Annotated in this window: 19 protein-coding genes; 2 read left to right on the top strand and 17 right to left on the bottom strand. The window is 40.0% G+C overall.

The window, feature by feature from the left end; translation table 11 throughout:
• Positions 1-7: 7 nt before the first annotated feature.
• From atpD to FHQ08_RS06810, 16 genes are all read right to left on the bottom strand, one after another.
• Complete coding sequence (gene atpD, locus FHQ08_RS06885) at positions 8-1,468, bottom strand: F0F1 ATP synthase subunit beta (RefSeq protein ID WP_230913663.1); 1,461 nt, start codon at positions 1,466-1,468, stop codon at positions 8-10.
• 23 nt (positions 1,469-1,491) lie between these two features.
• Entirely contained in the window at positions 1,492-2,400 is a 909-nt protein-coding gene (locus FHQ08_RS06880; protein ID WP_230913662.1) for a F0F1 ATP synthase subunit gamma, read from the bottom strand.
• Between the two features lie 24 nt (positions 2,401-2,424).
• The gene (atpA, locus tag FHQ08_RS06875; RefSeq protein ID WP_230913661.1) at positions 2,425-3,984 is read right to left on the bottom strand and encodes a F0F1 ATP synthase subunit alpha; all 1,560 of its coding nucleotides are present in this window, start codon (positions 3,982-3,984) and stop codon (positions 2,425-2,427) included.
• A 21-nt stretch (positions 3,985-4,005) separates the two neighbouring features.
• On the bottom strand, positions 4,006-4,551 hold the full coding sequence (gene atpH, locus FHQ08_RS06870) for an ATP synthase F1 subunit delta (RefSeq protein WP_230913660.1): 546 nt from the start codon (positions 4,549-4,551) through the stop codon (positions 4,006-4,008).
• A complete protein-coding gene (gene atpF / locus FHQ08_RS06865; protein ID WP_230913659.1) occupies positions 4,538-5,053 on the bottom strand; it encodes a F0F1 ATP synthase subunit B in 516 nt (171 codons plus the stop codon). Before atpF ends, atpH begins: the two co-directional genes overlap by 14 nt.
• Positions 5,054-5,111: 58 nt before the next feature.
• A complete protein-coding gene (gene atpE / locus FHQ08_RS06860) occupies positions 5,112-5,321 on the bottom strand; it encodes a F0F1 ATP synthase subunit C (RefSeq protein ID WP_230913658.1) in 210 nt (69 codons plus the stop codon).
• Between the two features lie 29 nt (positions 5,322-5,350).
• Positions 5,351-6,061 (bottom strand): F0F1 ATP synthase subunit A, encoded by a 711-nt coding sequence (gene atpB / locus FHQ08_RS06855; RefSeq protein ID WP_230913657.1) that lies wholly within the window; start codon positions 6,059-6,061, stop codon positions 5,351-5,353.
• A gap of 389 nt (positions 6,062-6,450) precedes the next feature.
• Positions 6,451-7,080: a uracil phosphoribosyltransferase gene (upp, locus tag FHQ08_RS06850; protein WP_230913656.1), complete on the bottom strand. Its 630-nt coding sequence runs from the start codon at positions 7,078-7,080 to the stop codon at positions 6,451-6,453.
• A 75-nt stretch (positions 7,081-7,155) separates the two neighbouring features.
• Positions 7,156-8,394, bottom strand: coding sequence for a serine hydroxymethyltransferase (gene glyA / locus FHQ08_RS06845; protein WP_230913655.1), 1,239 nt, complete (start codon positions 8,392-8,394; stop codon positions 7,156-7,158).
• 131 nt (positions 8,395-8,525) lie between these two features.
• The gene (locus tag FHQ08_RS06840) at positions 8,526-9,233 is read right to left on the bottom strand and encodes a demethylmenaquinone methyltransferase (protein WP_230913714.1); all 708 of its coding nucleotides are present in this window, start codon (positions 9,231-9,233) and stop codon (positions 8,526-8,528) included.
• Positions 9,234-9,376: 143 nt separating this feature from the next.
• Complete coding sequence (locus tag FHQ08_RS06835) at positions 9,377-9,826, bottom strand: YagU family protein (protein WP_269073893.1); 450 nt, start codon at positions 9,824-9,826, stop codon at positions 9,377-9,379.
• Positions 9,827-10,003: 177 nt separating this feature from the next.
• Positions 10,004-10,516 carry a DoxX family membrane protein gene (locus FHQ08_RS06830; protein WP_230913654.1) on the bottom strand — a complete coding sequence of 171 codons (513 nt, stop codon included), beginning with the start codon at positions 10,514-10,516 and terminating at the stop codon, positions 10,004-10,006.
• 363 nt (positions 10,517-10,879) lie between these two features.
• Positions 10,880-11,938 carry an L-threonylcarbamoyladenylate synthase gene (locus FHQ08_RS06825; protein ID WP_330166086.1) on the bottom strand — a complete coding sequence of 353 codons (1,059 nt, stop codon included), beginning with the start codon at positions 11,936-11,938 and terminating at the stop codon, positions 10,880-10,882.
• Positions 11,939-11,961: 23 nt separating this feature from the next.
• Positions 11,962-12,819, bottom strand: coding sequence for a peptide chain release factor N(5)-glutamine methyltransferase (gene prmC / locus FHQ08_RS06820; protein ID WP_230913653.1), 858 nt, complete (start codon positions 12,817-12,819; stop codon positions 11,962-11,964).
• Entirely contained in the window at positions 12,797-13,894 is a 1,098-nt protein-coding gene (gene prfA / locus FHQ08_RS06815) for a peptide chain release factor 1 (RefSeq protein WP_230913652.1), read from the bottom strand. Before prfA ends, prmC begins: the two co-directional genes overlap by 23 nt.
• Before the next feature lie 9 nt (positions 13,895-13,903).
• Entirely contained in the window at positions 13,904-14,497 is a 594-nt protein-coding gene (locus FHQ08_RS06810) for a thymidine kinase (protein ID WP_230913651.1), read from the bottom strand.
• Between the two features lie 151 nt (positions 14,498-14,648).
• Here FHQ08_RS06810 and FHQ08_RS06805 point away from each other — a divergent pair, with 151 nt between their 5' ends.
• Together FHQ08_RS06805 and FHQ08_RS06800 are read left to right on the top strand one after the other, a co-directional pair.
• Positions 14,649-15,995 (top strand): Mur ligase family protein, encoded by a 1,347-nt coding sequence (locus tag FHQ08_RS06805; RefSeq protein WP_230913650.1) that lies wholly within the window; start codon positions 14,649-14,651, stop codon positions 15,993-15,995.
• 40 nt (positions 15,996-16,035) lie between these two features.
• Positions 16,036-16,383 (top strand): DUF1516 family protein, encoded by a 348-nt coding sequence (locus tag FHQ08_RS06800; protein ID WP_230913649.1) that lies wholly within the window; start codon positions 16,036-16,038, stop codon positions 16,381-16,383.
• An 86-nt stretch (positions 16,384-16,469) separates the two neighbouring features.
• Here FHQ08_RS06800 and FHQ08_RS06795 read toward each other — a convergent pair.
• On the bottom strand, positions 16,470-17,464 hold a 995-nt coding region (locus FHQ08_RS06795; protein WP_230913648.1), incomplete at its 5' end, for a group II intron reverse transcriptase/maturase.

Raw genomic sequence — 17,464 nt, 5'->3', positions numbered from 1 at the left:
AACCCCCTTAGGCATTAGCAGCTTTAGCTTGATCAGAAGTGTCAGCATCCGTAGACTTATCACTTGAAAAGCCCATCTTCTTAGCCTTTTCGACAACTTCTTCGATGCGACCAACTGAACGGAAAGCATCTTCTGGTAAATCATCATATTTACCATCTAAAATTTCCCGGAAGCCTTTGACAGTTTCGGCAACTGGCACATAAGAGCCTGGTTGTCCTGTAAATTGTTCGGCAACGTGGAAGTTTTGTGATAAGAAGAATTGAATTTTACGTGCCCGGGCAACGATTACTTTCTCTTCATCAGATAATTCATCCATCCCTAAGATGGAAATAATATCCTGTAATTCACGGTAACGCTGCAAGACATGCTGTACTTCAGTTGCAACTTCATAATGTTCTTCGCCAACGATTTCAGGATCCAAAGCGCTAGAAGAAGATTCCAAAGGATCAACGGCAGGATAAATACCTTGTTCCGTCAAACTGCGTTCCAAGTTAGTCGTTGCATCCAAATGGGCGAACGTTGTGGCTGGAGCAGGATCCGTATAGTCATCGGCAGGCACATAAACGGCCTGGATCGATGTAACAGAACCCTTCTTAGTAGATGTGATTCGTTCTTGTAATTGACCCATTTCAGTTGCTAGTGTTGGCTGATAACCAACGGCAGAAGGCATCCGGCCAAGTAAAGCAGATACTTCTGAACCAGCCTGTGTAAATCTAAAAATGTTGTCAATAAACAAGAGCACGTCTTGCCCTTCAACATCACGGAAATATTCCGCAATTGTCAACCCAGTCAAAGCAACGCGCATCCGAGCACCAGGCGGTTCGTTCATTTGTCCGAACACCATGGCTGTTTTCTCCAATACACCAGATGCTTTCATTTCAAAGTATAAATCATTACCTTCACGGGTTCGTTCACCGACACCGGTAAATACTGAGATACCACCGTGTTCTTGAGCGATATTATGAATCAATTCCTGGATCAATACGGTTTTACCAACACCGGCACCACCGAACAAACCAACTTTCCCACCACGTAAATAGGGTTCTAGTAAATCAATAACTTTGATCCCAGTTTCAAGTACTTCGGAACTTGGGTTTAAATCTTCAAATTTTGGAGCTTCCTTATGAATATTGTCACGACGAAAATCCTTGGGGAAATCTTCGCCGCCATCAATCGGTTCACCTAAGACGTTAAACACACGCCCTAAAGTTTCTTTACCGACTGGTACAGAAATAGAACCACCCGTATCTTCAACAGTTGTACCCCGTTGAATCCCATCGGTTGAGTCCATGGCAATGGTTCTTAACACACCATCGCCCATTTCCAAGGCAACTTCCAACACAATTGTTTTGCCTTCGTTATTCTTTACCTTTAAGGCATTGTTGATATCAGGCAAGTCCTTGTCCAGCGGAAACGAAACGTCAACGACTGGTCCAATAACCTGGACAATTTGGCCTTGATTACTCATATGGTCACTCTCCTTTCTTAAGGTTATTCTAGTGCAGCTGCCCCACCGACAATCTCGGTGATCTCGGTAGTGATTTTAGCTTGTCGCGCCCGGTTATACCGAATGGATAACCGACTGATCAAATCATCAGCATTATCTGATGCACTCTTCATTGCCGTCGTAGAACTGGCATGTTCTGAAGTCTTGGCATCAATAATCGCACCATAGATCAAGCTTTCAGCATACTGCGGTAAAATTGCATTTAAAGCTTCTTCGGGAGACGGATCGGCAATATAGTCGATTTTCTCTAAATCTTCAGAGTCATTTAAATCTGTAATTGGTAGCATCTTTTCAACTCGAAATGCTGAGCTTAAAGTATTTACAAAATGATTGTAACAAACGTAAAGTTCATCAAAGACACCAGCATCATACATAGACACAATTGTTTTGACGATCTCACGAACCTCATTGTAAGTTGGAATATCACTTACGCCGCGATATTCATAAGAAACATTTAAATTACGTGCTTTAAAGAAATCTGCACCTGTCCCGCCAATGGCAATCAAACAATACTTTTCTGGATCATCTGCATCAGCGATAACTGACATAATGTTCTTTAGAATCGTACTATTATAACTACCCACAAGACCGCGATCACTCGTGATCACCAAGTAAGCCGTCTTCTTGATTGGACGCTGTTGCAACAAACTACTTGTTGAAATAGCATCCTTATCTTTAGAACCTGAGGCCCCATTGGCATTAGATAAAATCTGTGATGCTGCCAAATGAACGACAATATCACGCACTTTAGAAGAATAGACTTGATAATTTCGCGCCCGTTCTTGTGTTTGTGAGAGTTTGGCAGCTGATACCATTTGCATGGCCTTCGTAATTTGCTGTGTACTTTGAGTCGATGCGATTCTTCTCTTAATATCAATTAACGATTCAGCCATTTGATTGCACCGCCTTCATTTGTACTAGTTTGCACCGTTTGCCTGAGCATCTGTTTGATCAGTATCATCTTCAGAAGCTTCACCAGTATCAAAACCAGACATAAAGGAGTCAATTGCCGCATTCATATCTTTTTCAGCTGGCAGATTGCCTGTCTTGTGAATCGAATCTAATAAATCTTTATGATTCGAATCAAAGAATGAGAACAATTCATCTTGATAACGTTGAATTTGATCAACTGGTACAGCATCAATGTAACCATGAGTCAAAGCATATAAAATCAAAACTTGTTTTTCAACAGGTAGTGGTTTATGCAGTGGCTGTTTCAAAACTTCCACCGTTCGCCGGCCACGATTTAATTTAGCTTGTGTTGCTTCATCCAAATCAGAACCAAACTGTGCAAATGATTCCAATTCACGATAAGACGCTAAGTCAACACGCAACGTCCCAGCGACTTTCTTCATTGCTTTGATCTGAGCAGCCCCACCAACACGGGAAACAGAAGCTCCGGCGTCAATAGCTGGTCGTGTTCCTGAATAGAAAAGATCACTTTCCAAGAAAATCTGACCATCGGTAATGGAAATAACGTTAGTTGGAATATAAGCGGAAATATCGCCGGCTTGTGTTTCAATGAATGGTAAGGCTGTCATTGAACCGCCACCCAATTCATCACTTAACTTAGCAGAACGTTCTAGTAAACGTGAATGCAAGTAGAAAACATCACCAGGATAAGCTTCACGGCCAGGAGGTCTTCTCAATAGTAAAGAAATTTCACGATAAGCAGCAGCTTGTTTTGATAAATCATCAAAGACGATCAAAACATGTTTGCCGTTATACATAAATTCTTCACCCATGGCACTACCAGCATAAGGTGCAATATAAAGCATAGGTGCTGGTTCAGAAGGACCGGCTGTCAACACGATCGTATAGTCCATTGCCCCATATTTACGTAAAGTTTCAATCTGATTCTTAACAGTGGATTCCTTTTGACCAATCGCCACATAGATACAAATCATATTTTGATCTTTTTGATTGATAATTGTATCAATGGCAATTGATGTCTTACCAGTCTTACGATCACCAATGACTAATTCACGCTGACCACGACCAATTGGAACTAAGGCATCAACGGCCTTTAACCCAGTTTGTAAGGGTTCACTAACAGACTGACGTTGCATAACCCCAGGTGCTTTAAATTCGATTGGTCGTGTTTTAGTCGTTTTGATTTCACCTAAGCCATCAATTGGCTGGCCTAAAGGATTAACGACCCGACCGATCATTTCTTCACCAACAGGTACTTGCAAAATACGGCCCGTTCGTTTAACTTGGTCCCCTTCACGAATATCGTCAAAGCGGCCAAAAATAATAATACCAACATCGTTCGTTTCCAAGTTTTGGGCAACACCATAAGAACCATTAGAAAATTCCAACAATTCGTTAGACATGACATTGTCTAATCCATGAGCACGAGCAATACCATCACCAACATAGGTCACAGTACCAACTTCGTCAACGACGAGCTGATCATCATAATGTTCCAGTTGTTGTTTAATCAAAGCACTGATTTCTTCAGCTTTGATGCTCATTCATTTCACCTCTCAATTGGATCAATTGTTTAGCAGCAAGGCACGCATTTTTTGCAAACGTGTCTTAATACTGCCATCGATCACTTTATCTTCTGTACGAACGATCACGCCACCCATAATTGATGTGTCAACAACATTAGTAATTTCCACGGAATTAGCGTCAAAACGCGTCTTAAGTCGATCCGAGAGGCGTTGTTGCTGATCATCAGTCAATGGCACCGTCGTAGTAACGGTAGCTAACACTGTTTTATTCTTTTCGTCGTACATTTTTTCAAAATAATCGACCATGAATAAAATATCGTCCATCCGTTTATAATCAAACACCATTTGAAGAAATGTTTGCATTTGCGGACTAAATTGTTGTTTTAAAGCATCAAGAATTGGCTTTTTTTCAAGCAAATTCAACCGTGTATCCGTTAAAATTTGCCCTAAATCGTCATTCTCAGTAAAGATTTGACGTATAGCAAGCAATTCTTGATACGTTGCTTCTAAATTACTGTGTTCGTCAGATAATTCAAATAAGGCTTTTGCATAGCGTCTACCAACAGTATATTTATCTAGAGCCATTGGTATCGCCTAACCCTTCAATATAAGAATCGATCAATGCTTTTTGGTCATCTGCACTTAATTCTTTTTGAATCAATTTAGAAGCTATTTCAACAGATAACTGAGCCACATCGTCTCGAGCACTATTCAAAGCATCTTGACGTGCTTGTTGCGCATCTTTTTGTGCATTAGCTTTTAATTGCTGAGCTTCAGACTGAGCTTGCGTAATGATTTGATCACGTTGATTATCACCGCTTTTTTTAGCATTTTGAACGATTTGTGTTGCTTCAGTCCGTGTGTTTTTCAATTCAGCTTCACGTTGAGCAGCCAATTCATCAGCCTTTTTGCGCGTTTCATCAGCATAATCTAAATCACCATTGATCTTATCTTCACGTTTTTGCATCATCTTTGAAACTGGCCCGTAAGCATATTTCATGACGATGATAAACATAAGAATGAATAAAATCAAATATATCAGCATATCACCCGTTTGAAGTGCAACACCAAAAACAAGGGCATTCATATATTTTGCACTTCCTCTCTATCATTGTTTGACTTCAATATCAAAGCTACCAAAGTTTTTAGAACAATAATAGGAATGAAACAACGATTGCGATGATTGGCACGGCTTCAATCAAACCAACACCAATAAACATCGTACCACGTAATGATGATGACAATTCTGGTTGACGAGCCATACCTTCAATAGTCTTAGAAATAACAAGACCATTACCGATTGACGCAGCAAGGGCAGCTAAACCTGCAGCGATACCAGCACCAATTAACCCCATAATAAAATACCTCCTAGTTTTTTCAACTATTATTCTTGTTCAAGTTTTTTAGAAATATAAACCATAGACAACGTTACGAAAACGTATGCCTGAATACTTCCGATGAATACGGAAAATGCTTGCCAGACCATCTCCAGAAAAATACCAGGAATAAACGTTATTACACCATGACTCTTCATGAAGGTTGCAATCAATTTCAATAAAATTTCACCGGCATAAATATTACCAAACAAACGTAATGACAATGTTAAAAAGTTTGTAAATTCTTCCAGAACATTGACTGGTGTCAAAAACGCAACGGGTCTTGAGTAATTCTTTAAGTAAGTACCAAAGCCCCATTTTTTAACACCATAATAATGAGACAATAGCAAGATGATCATTGCTAAAGTCATAGTTATCACTGGACTGGCGGTTGGTGATTTAACAAAATTATAATCACCAACGTTTACCTGTAAGAACAAGCCTAGCTGATTGGACATGAAAATGAATAAGAACATGACAAAAGCTAGCCCGTAGAACTTTCGACCTTCCTCACCCGGAATAGAACCTTTAACAATATTATTAACAAAGTCAATGAGCCATTCTAAGATATTTTGGCGCTTACTGGGCCGAATTTTAGGATTTTTTGCGAGAAAAAATACAAAGCCCAATACCATTAATGCAGCAATGACTCCAGAAATATCATTGCCAAGATTAAAATTCAATCCAGCAATGGTGAAAGTAGGTATTTTATCTTCCAAAGATTAGCCTCCTTTCTATATGAAATTTATTATGTAGATGCCCGTCTGGCAAGGGCAATCAACACAATCCAGCAAAACTATGCTCAGCATTTTGACGAACCGAGTTGAGTCAAAATACAAGTGAAATGATACCACCAAATTAAGTAAAAAACAAAGTACCTTATGAAAAAAAATAAAAATTTATACTGACAAATATATTTTCAAAAAATTCCTGTATTAATAGCTGCCAAACTCTGTTAACTTTTGAAAACAGTAAAAATAGAGGCCGAACAAAACTCATGTTTTGTTACCGACCTCAAACTGTTTACATAATTAAATTTTAAGTGCAGAAATGCTTATCTCAGATTCAATAAACAAGATGCTATATTAAAAATAATCAAATTTCATGATTATTTCGTACCAAATAAACGGTCTCCAGCATCGCCTAAACCTGGAACGATATAACCATCTTCATTCAAACGTTCATCCAAGGACGCAGCATAAATATCTACATCTGGATGAGCTGCTTGAACAGCTTTGACACCTTCTGGTGCAGCTACTAATACAACTAACCGCATTGAAGTTGCCCCCCGTTTTTTTAGAGCTTCAATAGCCATATTGGCAGAACCACCAGTAGCTAGCATTGGGTCAACAATAAATAAATTACGTTGATCTATGTCTGCGGGCATCTTCACAAAATACTCGTGAGGTTTTAGCGTCTTTTCATCACGATACATCCCGACGTGACCTACTTTAGCGGCAGGAATCAATTCCAAAACACCATCGACCATACCTAAGCCGGCACGCAAAATCGGCACGACGGCAAGTTTCTTGCCAGCAAGTGTCTTTTGAGTTGTTTTACCCATCGGCGTTTCAACTTCAACATCTTCCAAGGGTAAATCTCGTGTAATTTCATAAACCATCAGTTCAGCAATTTCATTTGCTACTTCACGAAAAACCTTTGTCCCTGTGTGCTTGTTCCGAATAATCGTCAACTTATGTTGAATAAGCGGGTGATTTAATACGGTAAATTTTCCCAATTTTTAAGAGCCACCTTCATTTTTATCTCATACCATTTTAGCGTATTGACTTCAAATTGCAATAGGATAACCAAATTATCCTTTAATTGGAAAGGCAGCTGTCAGTTCTTGAACGCGTTGATCTATTTTTACCAATGCTGCTGCATCATCTTTTGCAGCACATGCTGCCAAAATTAACTCTGCGACTTGCCTTGCTTGTGCCTCCTTAAACCCTCGAGTCGTGATGGCTGGAGTTCCGACACGTACGCCACTTGTTTTAAAAGGCCCATTTTGTTCATTAGGAATCGTATTTTTATTTAAAGTGATATGAACCTCGTCCAGTAGATCTTGAACATCGCGGCCATACAGACCCATTTTAGTAACATCCAACAACATCAGGTGGTTATCCGTACCACCAGAAATCACGCGAACTTGATCACTAGCATTGAAAACCTCAGCCATAGCTTGTGCATTTTTCTTGATCTGTTGGGCATAAATTTTAAATTCTGGCTGCATGGCTTCCTTTAAACAAACTGCTTTTGCAGCAATCACATGTTCCAAAGGGCCACCTTGAATCCCAGGAAAAACAGCAGAATTAATTGCTTTACCATAAGCTTTTTTGGCCAAGATCATGCCACCTCTTGGGCCACGTAAAGTTTTATGGGTGGTAGTCGTAACAACATCGGCGTATGGCACTGGACTTTGATGCTCACCAGCAGCTACCAATCCAGCTATATGTGCCATATCAACCATTAAGTAGGCTCCAACCTGATCACAGATGTCTCGAAATTTAGCAAAATCAATTTCACGACTATAGGCTGATGCACCAGTAACGATCATCTTGGGTTGAATTTTTTTAGCCTGTGCTAAAATTTGATCGTAGTCTAACCGTTCCGTCTCAGGATCAAGACCATATTCATGAAATTCATATTCTTGTCCACTAAAACTTACTTTAGCTCCATGAGTCAAATGACCGCCATCTTGCAGGCTCCAGCCCATTACACGATCGCCATCATCCAAAAAGGCACGATAAACGGCCATGTTAGCTGATGACCCTGAGTGTGGCTGTACATTGGCAAACTCAGCACCAAATAATTTTTTGGCGCGTTCAATCGCTAAATTTTCAGCAACATCAATATATTCACAGCCACCATAATAGCGGTGTCCCGGATAACCCTCAGCGTATTTATTAGTCAACACACTCCCCTGGGCCGCACGAACAGCATCCGAAACAATATTTTCAGATGCTATTAGTTCAATGGTATGTTCTTGGCGCTGCACTTCATCGTGAATGGCCGCAAATAATTCTGGATCAACTTGTTCGTATTTATTCATGACGTGTCCTCCTGTAATTATGATAAATTAAATTATACCAGACTGACTGCGCCGTGCGTTAACTCGCAAAAAAAGGATTGAGCAACAGCGATTAGCTGGCTTCAATCCTAAAACTGATCATACTGATCCAATTATTTTGTACCAAAATGTGCGGCAGCCGTCCCAAACAAAAACGTCTGATAATGTACTTGTTTGAAACCAGCCTGCCAAAACTTTTCTGCTAAAGCCTGTGGCGATAAAAAGCCATGGGTTGAACTTTGCAGATAATTATATTCCTTATAATGATGTACCAAGCCGCCCAGCAAAGGCATTAGTTTACCCACATATAACTCCCAGCCCATACGCACAAATTTATTCTGAGGCTTAGATGTTTCCAAGCAAGCAACAATCCCGCCTGGCTTTACCACGCGAAACATTTCCCGTAACACCTGATCGGCATCAGGAACATTACGAAGTCCAAAGCCGATAGTGACGCGATCAAAATGATTGTCAGGAAATGGCAGGTGCTGGGCGTCCCCTTGCTCAAATCGCACATTAGTCAATCCTGCAGCGTCTTTTTTCTCTGTGGCAATTTGTAACATAGCTTCACTAAAATCCAAACCAGTAATCAAACCGCTAGGACCAACATATTGAGCCAATCCAAATGACCATACCCCTGTCCCACAACAAACATCCAAAATCTGATCACCGGCCGTTAACTGCAAGGCCCGGTTAGTTACTGTCCGCCAATGATTGTGTAAACCCAGACTAATGACATTATTCATCGCATCATAGTTCCCAGCGATATTATTAAAAATTGCTTGAACTTTAGTGGCAGGCGTTTTATTCGTTAAAACCATTTTTTCACCGTTCATTTCTTCAAAATATCAGGTTGCATAAAATTTACACTTCATTTTGATCAACCATGAGTTATGATTCATTTTAACTTAAATAGACATTAAAAAACAACGATACCTATGATGACTACCTAATACTCACTATCTTAAGCAACGTGCCCTGTCAAACGACGGATCCAGTCTGTTCTAAAAATCTCAATTGTCCACATCCAGACCATGTGGCCTAAAGCTTCAGAAATATGTTCTTCAATTGGCTGATGCCAAGGTACTGGTACGGTACCCATGACTGGCATGATTATTAGGTGAAAAGCAATCCAAACCACAAGACCAAATACGGTGCCTTGACCCAAGGTGATTTTGGGAAACTTTTCAGCCAACAAACAATAGATAATTGCAAATGCGATTGAAAAACCAAAGTGTACAATGAATGAGACCCAAGGCATCTGTGCGCCAGAATAAGTATAGGTTAAATGAGTAATGTGCTTAGGAATCCCTAATTGCTGCAACAACATTTGTGGTGGGTTTGTAAGATTTCGAGCAGCTGTTCTCGGCGGTAAGATGTTCTCCCAGCCAAGTTTAACTAAGCCTGAGATCAAGCCACCAAAAATACCAGCCTAAATAATTGCCCAAATCCGATTCATTTTACGTGTCTTTTGCGTGATAAACATCTCCAATTTTTTATTACCATATAAATAAAAAAGCCAAATCATTCTTTATTTGATTGATTTAGCTTTTAATTTATATTAAGCGGTTGAATCATAATTATAAGTACATTAATTGTGTTTTAGATCAGGATCGCCCTTTAAGAAAGGTAGCTTTCTACGCAAGAATGGAATGATCCAGCGATCCAAACCAATTTTACCGGCATTAACGCCAGCAATTAAAAAGAAAATTTCGAAAATAACATATTTAGGATTGACTGAAACAGTGCCTGCCAATAAATATGAGAAGTTCATCAAAATTGCAAAGAATGAAGCCGCAGTTGTGAATGCGCCCAATAATAGACCAATACCAACGAGTAATTCGCCCCAAGAAACTGCAAAATTAAAGAAAGAAATATTGGGTTGAACAAATGATTTCAAGAAACTAGTGTACATTGGATACACGGCTTCAGGTCCATGTGGCCCAGGTACGGGATGTTTGATGGCATTCATAATGAATCCAGAGGCATCAAAACCTTTAGAGACTTTTCCCCAACCATCTAAAATCCATTCGTAACCTAAATAAATGCGCATAATGGTTAAAATCCACATTGCAATTTTATTATTTCTAAGCCAGTTAACCATATTTATCCTCCTTCCCGCTTAATATAATCAAATCATAGCATAAAATGTGTAATAAATCACTATTATATCGCAATTTCACAAGCAATTAAATAACGCTTACAGTTTAAAAGTACCGGTATATCCATTTTAAACCCACTTATAAAAATTTGCTTAAATGTATTGAAATTCACAATATTTAGAATGCCGTCTTTTAAGCTAACGAACATGCACCAGCTATAAGCTATAGTGTGCTCGAATTTGACTTTGAACCCCTAACGATATTTAACCAAATAAGACCCCAAAAAATTAGTTTTTTCAGTCTAACTTCTGGGGGTCTTATTTAATTTAGCTAATATTGGCACACATTTTTAACGCACCATGAAACTAACGTGTCATTTCACGTATGACGCTTACCTGCTGGTCATCAATTTGTAAGTACTCTGATCCAGCTGATTTTTCCAGCCGGTTCATGTAGGCTTCGCCTAATCCCTGCCGTGGAAACCCTTGAGCAATGATCAATTTAATTTCAGGATTTAAGTCGAAATAACGTAAACCGTCGAATAGCTGATGGCTGGCTGATTGAATATCTTCACCTAGACTAAATTGATTTTTAAAGCGCAAAAGATGCTGACTTGCAATAATGGCATCAGTTGCTAACAATCCAACTTCTTGGTTCTGAGCCAGTCCCCACTTGACAGCACTTTGAAATTTATCTGGATCTGTTGAATTGACAATATAAACTTGTGCATTAGGCGCGTAGTGTTTATATTTCATGCCTGGTGCTTTAGGAATCTCATCCTTAGCAACATGATGATGATTATCCAAAACATCAGGAATATATTGCAATAGCATTTCGCGCGTGACAGCGCCCGGACGCAAAATAACTGGTGGTACAACCGACAAATCTAGAACAGTCGATTCTACGCCAACATCGGTGGGTCCATCATCCAAAACACCAGCTATTTTGCCACTCAAATCATGTAAAACATGATCAGCTAACGTTGGACTTGGCTTCCCCGACGTATTTGCCGATGGTCCGACTAGTGGAACACCAGCTAAATCAATCAAATCCCGCGTCAACTGGTTTCTGGGCATGCGAAAAGCCGCTGTCTTTAAACCGCCCGTAACGATCGGATCCAGGGCGCCATGTTTAATTGGTAATATTAAAGTTAATGGTCCCGGCCAAAAAGCCTTTACTAAAGTGGCCGCATAATCATTAGGTAAGACAGCATATTTTTTAACTTGCTCAAAGGAACTAACATGTACGATCAATGGGTTATCACTGGGCCGCCCTTTTGCAGCATAGACTTTTTTAACCGCTGCCGCGTTGGTTGCATCTGCACCGAGACCATAGACTGTTTCCGTGGGAAAAGCCACTAATTCACCAGCTTGTATCATTTGCGCAGCTAGTGCTAACTCTGTTCGTTTTAACCTTTGTGTCACATTATCACTTCTTTTTATTTTTACTATTGATTGGTTCCAGAATTGATTATTCCCCGCAGCACGCGGTCTTTTTGTGCCAAATCTTTATGAAATGCGATGCCTGCAGTAGGTAATTCTGTCTGTAAAAGCGCCTTTAATGCAGCTTTTTGTTGAAAGCCAAACTCCATGTAAAAACGCCCTTGTGCTTTCAAATACTGGGAAACCGTTGTAAAAAAGTGTTGATAAAACGCTAAACCCTTATTTTCAGCAAATAAGGCAATTTGTGGTTCATACTTCAAAACACTGGCATCCATCACGTCTCGTTCCTGCACACCGATATAAGGTGGGTTCGAAACGATAAGATCAAATTTAGCCGCAATGTTTGCAAACATATCACTTTGAACCAAAGTAACGTCTACTTTTAATTTAGCGGCATTAAGCTTAGCAACGGCTAACGCATCAGTAGAAATATCAGCTAAAGTCACTTGCCAATCAGGATGCTGTTGTTTGAGTGTTAACCCTAAAATACCGCTGCCAGTTCCAAGATCTAGAACTTTAAGTTGCTTGGTGTCTGGATAATCAGCCAAAACCCAAGAAATTAGTATTTCCGTATCCATTCTGGGAATCAATACCCGAGAATCAACATAAAACGGCAGACCATAAAACCAGGATCGTTTTACTAAATATTGTGGTGGTTCGTCAGCTAATAAGGCTTTGATATCGGCAGCTAATTGCCGTTGTTCAATTAGTGGCATTGCTTGCTGCTGGTTGACTAAAAAATCAGTCATTGTCCACTGTTTGCGTTCCAGCAATACATAAACAATGGCCTCTGGATCTTTACCTGCTTTAGTCAATTGCGTTTTAGCCGCATTGATCAGCTTAAAATAGGTTTGTTTCGCCATCTTGAATCTGCTCTAATTTTTTAGTTTGATCGTACAGAATTAACGCATCAATGACTTCACCTAAATCCCCAGACATAATGCGATCTAATTTGTTCAAGGTCAATCCAATACGATGATCTGTCACCCGGTTTTGTGGGTAGTTATAGGTACGAATACGTTCCGAACGATCGCCAGTCCCTACTGCAGATTTACGATTAGCATCATATTCAGATTGGTTTTGACTTTCGTAATAATCATAGACCCGGGCACGCAAAATTTGCATGGCCTTTTCTCGGTTTTGTTGCTGTGAGCGTTGATCTTGCATCGCAACAACGATTCCCGTAGGAATATGCGTCATTCGTACGGCTGATGAGGTTTTATTGATATGCTGTCCACCAGCACCTGACGAACGATAAACATCGACTCGGATATCTTTAGGGTCGATATCGATATCAACTTCATCATATTCAGGCATAACGGCTACAGTTGCCGTAGACGTATGGACCCGACCTTGAGACTCAGTTTGCGGTACCCGCTGTACCCGATGTGCCCCGTTCTCGTATTTCAATTTAGAGTAAACATTCTCGCCAGTGATCAAAACAGAAACTTCTTTAAACCCGCCAACTTCGGTTCGATTCTCATCAATAATTTCAAAATGCCAGCCTTGATGCTCAGCATATTTTTGATACATACCTAATAGATCGCCGGCAAATAAACTGGCTTCATCACCACCGGCCGCGCCACGAATTTCCATAATGATATTTTTATCATCATTAGGATCCTTGGGCAACATCAAAATTTTGATGTCAGCTTCAAGTTTTGTCTTTTCATCTTGGAGATTACTCAGATCTTCTTTAGCTAACTCTTCCAATTCAGAATCATGTGATTCGCGTAAGACTTCTTCGCTTTCTTCAATATCCGAATTGACCTGTTTCAAACGCCGATATTTTGCGACCACTTCACGCATATTTGCTTCTTCTTTAGACAAAGCCATGTAACGCTTGGTATCATTGATCACATCTGGATCAGACATTAATTCTTGTAATTCATTATATCGATCCAACAAACCATCTAACTGTTCAAATATTTTATCCATAGTTGCTCCTTATTCATTTGTTGCATTACGGCGAGGTAAAATAGGATGAAAATAGTGCCGCCGACACACAGGATAGTAACTTTCATTACCACCAATTTCGACTTGTTCACCTTCATACACTGGTTGACCATTGTGCACACGTAAATTCATGATGGCTTTCTTTTTACAAAACCAACAAATTGTTTTCATCTCTTCAATTTTATCAGCATATAATAATAAATACTTCGAACCTTCAAATAAATCATTTTTAAAATCGTTCTTTAACCCAAAAGCCATCACCGGAATTTTTAAGGTGTCTACAATTTGGGAAGCCTCTAAAATATGATGCTTTTTCAAAAATTGTGCCTCATCAATTAGTATACAAGCAGCGTTAGGGTTTAATTTATTCACAAGATCATAAAGGTTGGTCTCATCATAAATCGCCACCGCTTCACGTTCCAAACCAATTCGACTTGAAACCATCCCAACGCCATGTCTCGTATCCACACTACTTGTCATAATAATAACAGGTTTTTCTTGTTCTTCATAATTATGAGCAACTTTTAGGATTTCAATTGTCTTCCCACTGTTCATTGCACCATATCGGAAAAATAATTGTGCCACGCTGATCGTTCCTTTCCGAGATATTCACAAACATCTAGTATACCCGTTTATAGGCCAAAATTCATCATGGAATTCATGCAAAAACTACTCATTCTAACGAGTTTTTGCTATGATATAGGAGTTGTTATCAATTACTAGAAAGGCGGCTATTATGAGTACAAAGTCTGCTTTAGCAACCATTACAGGAAAATCGTCCTATTGGTTTTTACATAATTTTTTAAAAGGCGGGAGCTCTTTCCCAGGTAAAGTTGCCGAACGCATCGATCCTGATATTCTGAAAACCTTAGCTAATGGTTATGATGTGGTCATCGTAACTGGAACCAATGGCAAGACTTTGACGACTGCTCTGATCGTTAAAGTCTTGCAGCAAAAATATGACGGTATCTTAACGAATCCTACTGGCTCAAATATGACGCAGGGTATCGTGACGGCATTTCTAGCGCACAAAAAGAATAAAAACGGCAAGAAATTAGCTATTCTTGAAGTTGATGAAGCTAACGTTGCGCCAATCTGCCGCTATATTAAACCTAAAGCTTTTGTTTTAACTAATATTTTTCGCGACCAAATGGACCGCTACGGTGAAATTTATACCACTTATGCCAAAATACTCGATGGCATTAAACTGGCCCCTGAAGCAACAGTGATTGCTAACGGCGACGCAGCCATCTTTGCTTCTAAGCCTTTGCCAAACCCGACGATCTATTATGGCTTCAGTACCGAAGATGATCATCTCGATTTCAAAGCCAATGTCAATACTGATGGTGTGCTTTGTCCGGTATGTAATCACATTTTACATTACCATGAATTAAGCTACGCTAATTTGGGTAACTATTTCTGTCCTAACTGTGGTTTTCATCGTCCGGAATTAGCTCAGAAAGTGACTCAAATTTTAGAAAAGACCCCAAAACATTCAAAATTTATGATCAATGAGCAAACGTTTACGATCAATATCGGTGGAACCTATAATATTTATAACGCCTTAGCTGCTTACACCGTGGGCCGTTTCTTTGATATTGATCCAGTCAAAATTGCCCAAGCTTTCGCCTATGATGAAAAAGTCTTTGGCCGCCAAGAAGTAATCTCCATGGCCGATAAAGAGCTAACTTTGATTTTAGTCAAAAATCCGGTTGGCTTAAATGAAGTCTTAAATCTATTAAATAATGAAACAGATGACTTTTCGCTAGCCGTATTATTAAATGCCAATTATGCCGATGGGATCGACACTAGCTGGATCTGGGACGGTGATTTTGAACATTTACCATTTGATAAGATCAAAGGCTATGTAGCTGGCGGTGAACGTTCAGATGATATTGCCTTCCGCTTGCAAGTTGCCAACGTCCCAGAAGACAAATTAAACCACATTCAAGGTATGGCCCCGGTTCTAGATGCTATCAAGGATTTACCGACTAAGAAAGTCTATGTTCTCGCAACTTACACAGCTATGCTGCAGTTACGAAAGGCTTTGGCTAGTGCTAATCTAATCAAAGAGGGCTTTTAAACTGACTCTGAAATCATCAATCTTAAGGAGGTGTCAAAACATGCCAACGATTGTATTGATTCACGTCATCACAGCAATTTTAATTGCTATGTTAACGGTTTTTGGTTTAATTTCAACCAATCCGTCGCTCACAACAACTAGTAAAATGCTCGATCGTATTTTATATCTCGTTTTGATTTACTCTGGTGCCGTTATGCTGTTAAGTACCTTTCAACTGTCCCCGATCTGGATCATCATCAAAGCTGCTTTGGGCTTAGCTGTGATTGCGCTGATCGAAATTGCCTTTGCTAAAAAACAGCAGCGTCAAAGTAACATCTTACAATGGCTCACCGGTATCTTTGCACTGACTGCCATTTTAGGATTTGTAATTTCAAAGTTCTTTTTATAATGGTCGACAACCGATCATAATCGAGTAGGAGACCCTAACGGGTCGGCCTCTCACACCACCGTACGTACGGTTCCGTATACGGCGGTTCAATAACTTAAGCGTTTCTGAATAGACTGGTACGTTGTGGACAGATTGATAAGTCCACGGCGTTCCAGTCTTTCGTTTGTTAGAGTATATTTCAGTACACCGGTATGTGCAGTATGCCAATACCCTTTACGGGTATTAGAAAATATTCGTGCTTCTGACACCGATTCCCCTAACTTTCTAAGATTTCGGAACTTCGTTTTGATTTTCTTCCATGATTTCCAGATATACTGCCGGATCCTCGTGCGCAACCATGTGTCTAGCGCTTTAAGAAAGCCCTTCATGCGGCCAATACTATAGTATCGTAACCAGCCTCGCATTTTACGCTTGATCTCTTTAAGGACAGTGTCTAGACTAACACCGCGGTTCCGTTTGGTGATTAGCTTTAGGGCCTGTTTGATACGTTCTTTGGCAACTTTGTGCGGCCGGGCATATGCTTTGCCTTTACTCACACCTAAAGTGAACCCTAAAAATTTCAATCTCAAGGGCGACCCGACATGAGTTTTCTTTTGGTTGACTGTTAACTTCAAGTCTTTCTCCAAGAACTTGGTCACATTGGCCAGTACGCGGTAGCCTGCGCGCTTACTTTTGACGTAGATATTACAATCATCCGCATAGCGCACAAACTGATGGCCTCTGGCCATGAGCAGCTTATCCAACTCATTAAGGTAGATATTCGCCAATAATGGCGAGATATTTCCACCTTGCGGCGTGCCTTGAGCTGATTTCTCAAACAGACCACCATTCATAACCCCACTCGTTAAGAACTTACGAATAAGTCTTAATAGCCAGGAATCATCGATATATTGGCCGACAAATTTCATCAGTAAATCATGATTGACCGTGTCGAAATATGCCTTAAGGTCAAGGTCGATCACATAGTGATAACCTTGGTCATACAGCGCTATGACCCGTTTGATGGCATCATGAGCACTTCGATTGGGTCGGAAACCAAAACTGCTATCCGAGAATATCTTTTCAAACCTTGGCGACATCA

The sequence above is a fragment of the Agrilactobacillus fermenti genome, assembly GCF_021030645.1.
Lineage (GTDB): Bacteria > Bacillota > Bacilli > Lactobacillales > Lactobacillaceae > Agrilactobacillus > Agrilactobacillus fermenti.
Note: the sequence above shows the minus strand (reverse complement) of the source record. Positions and strands in the feature narration are given on the sequence as shown.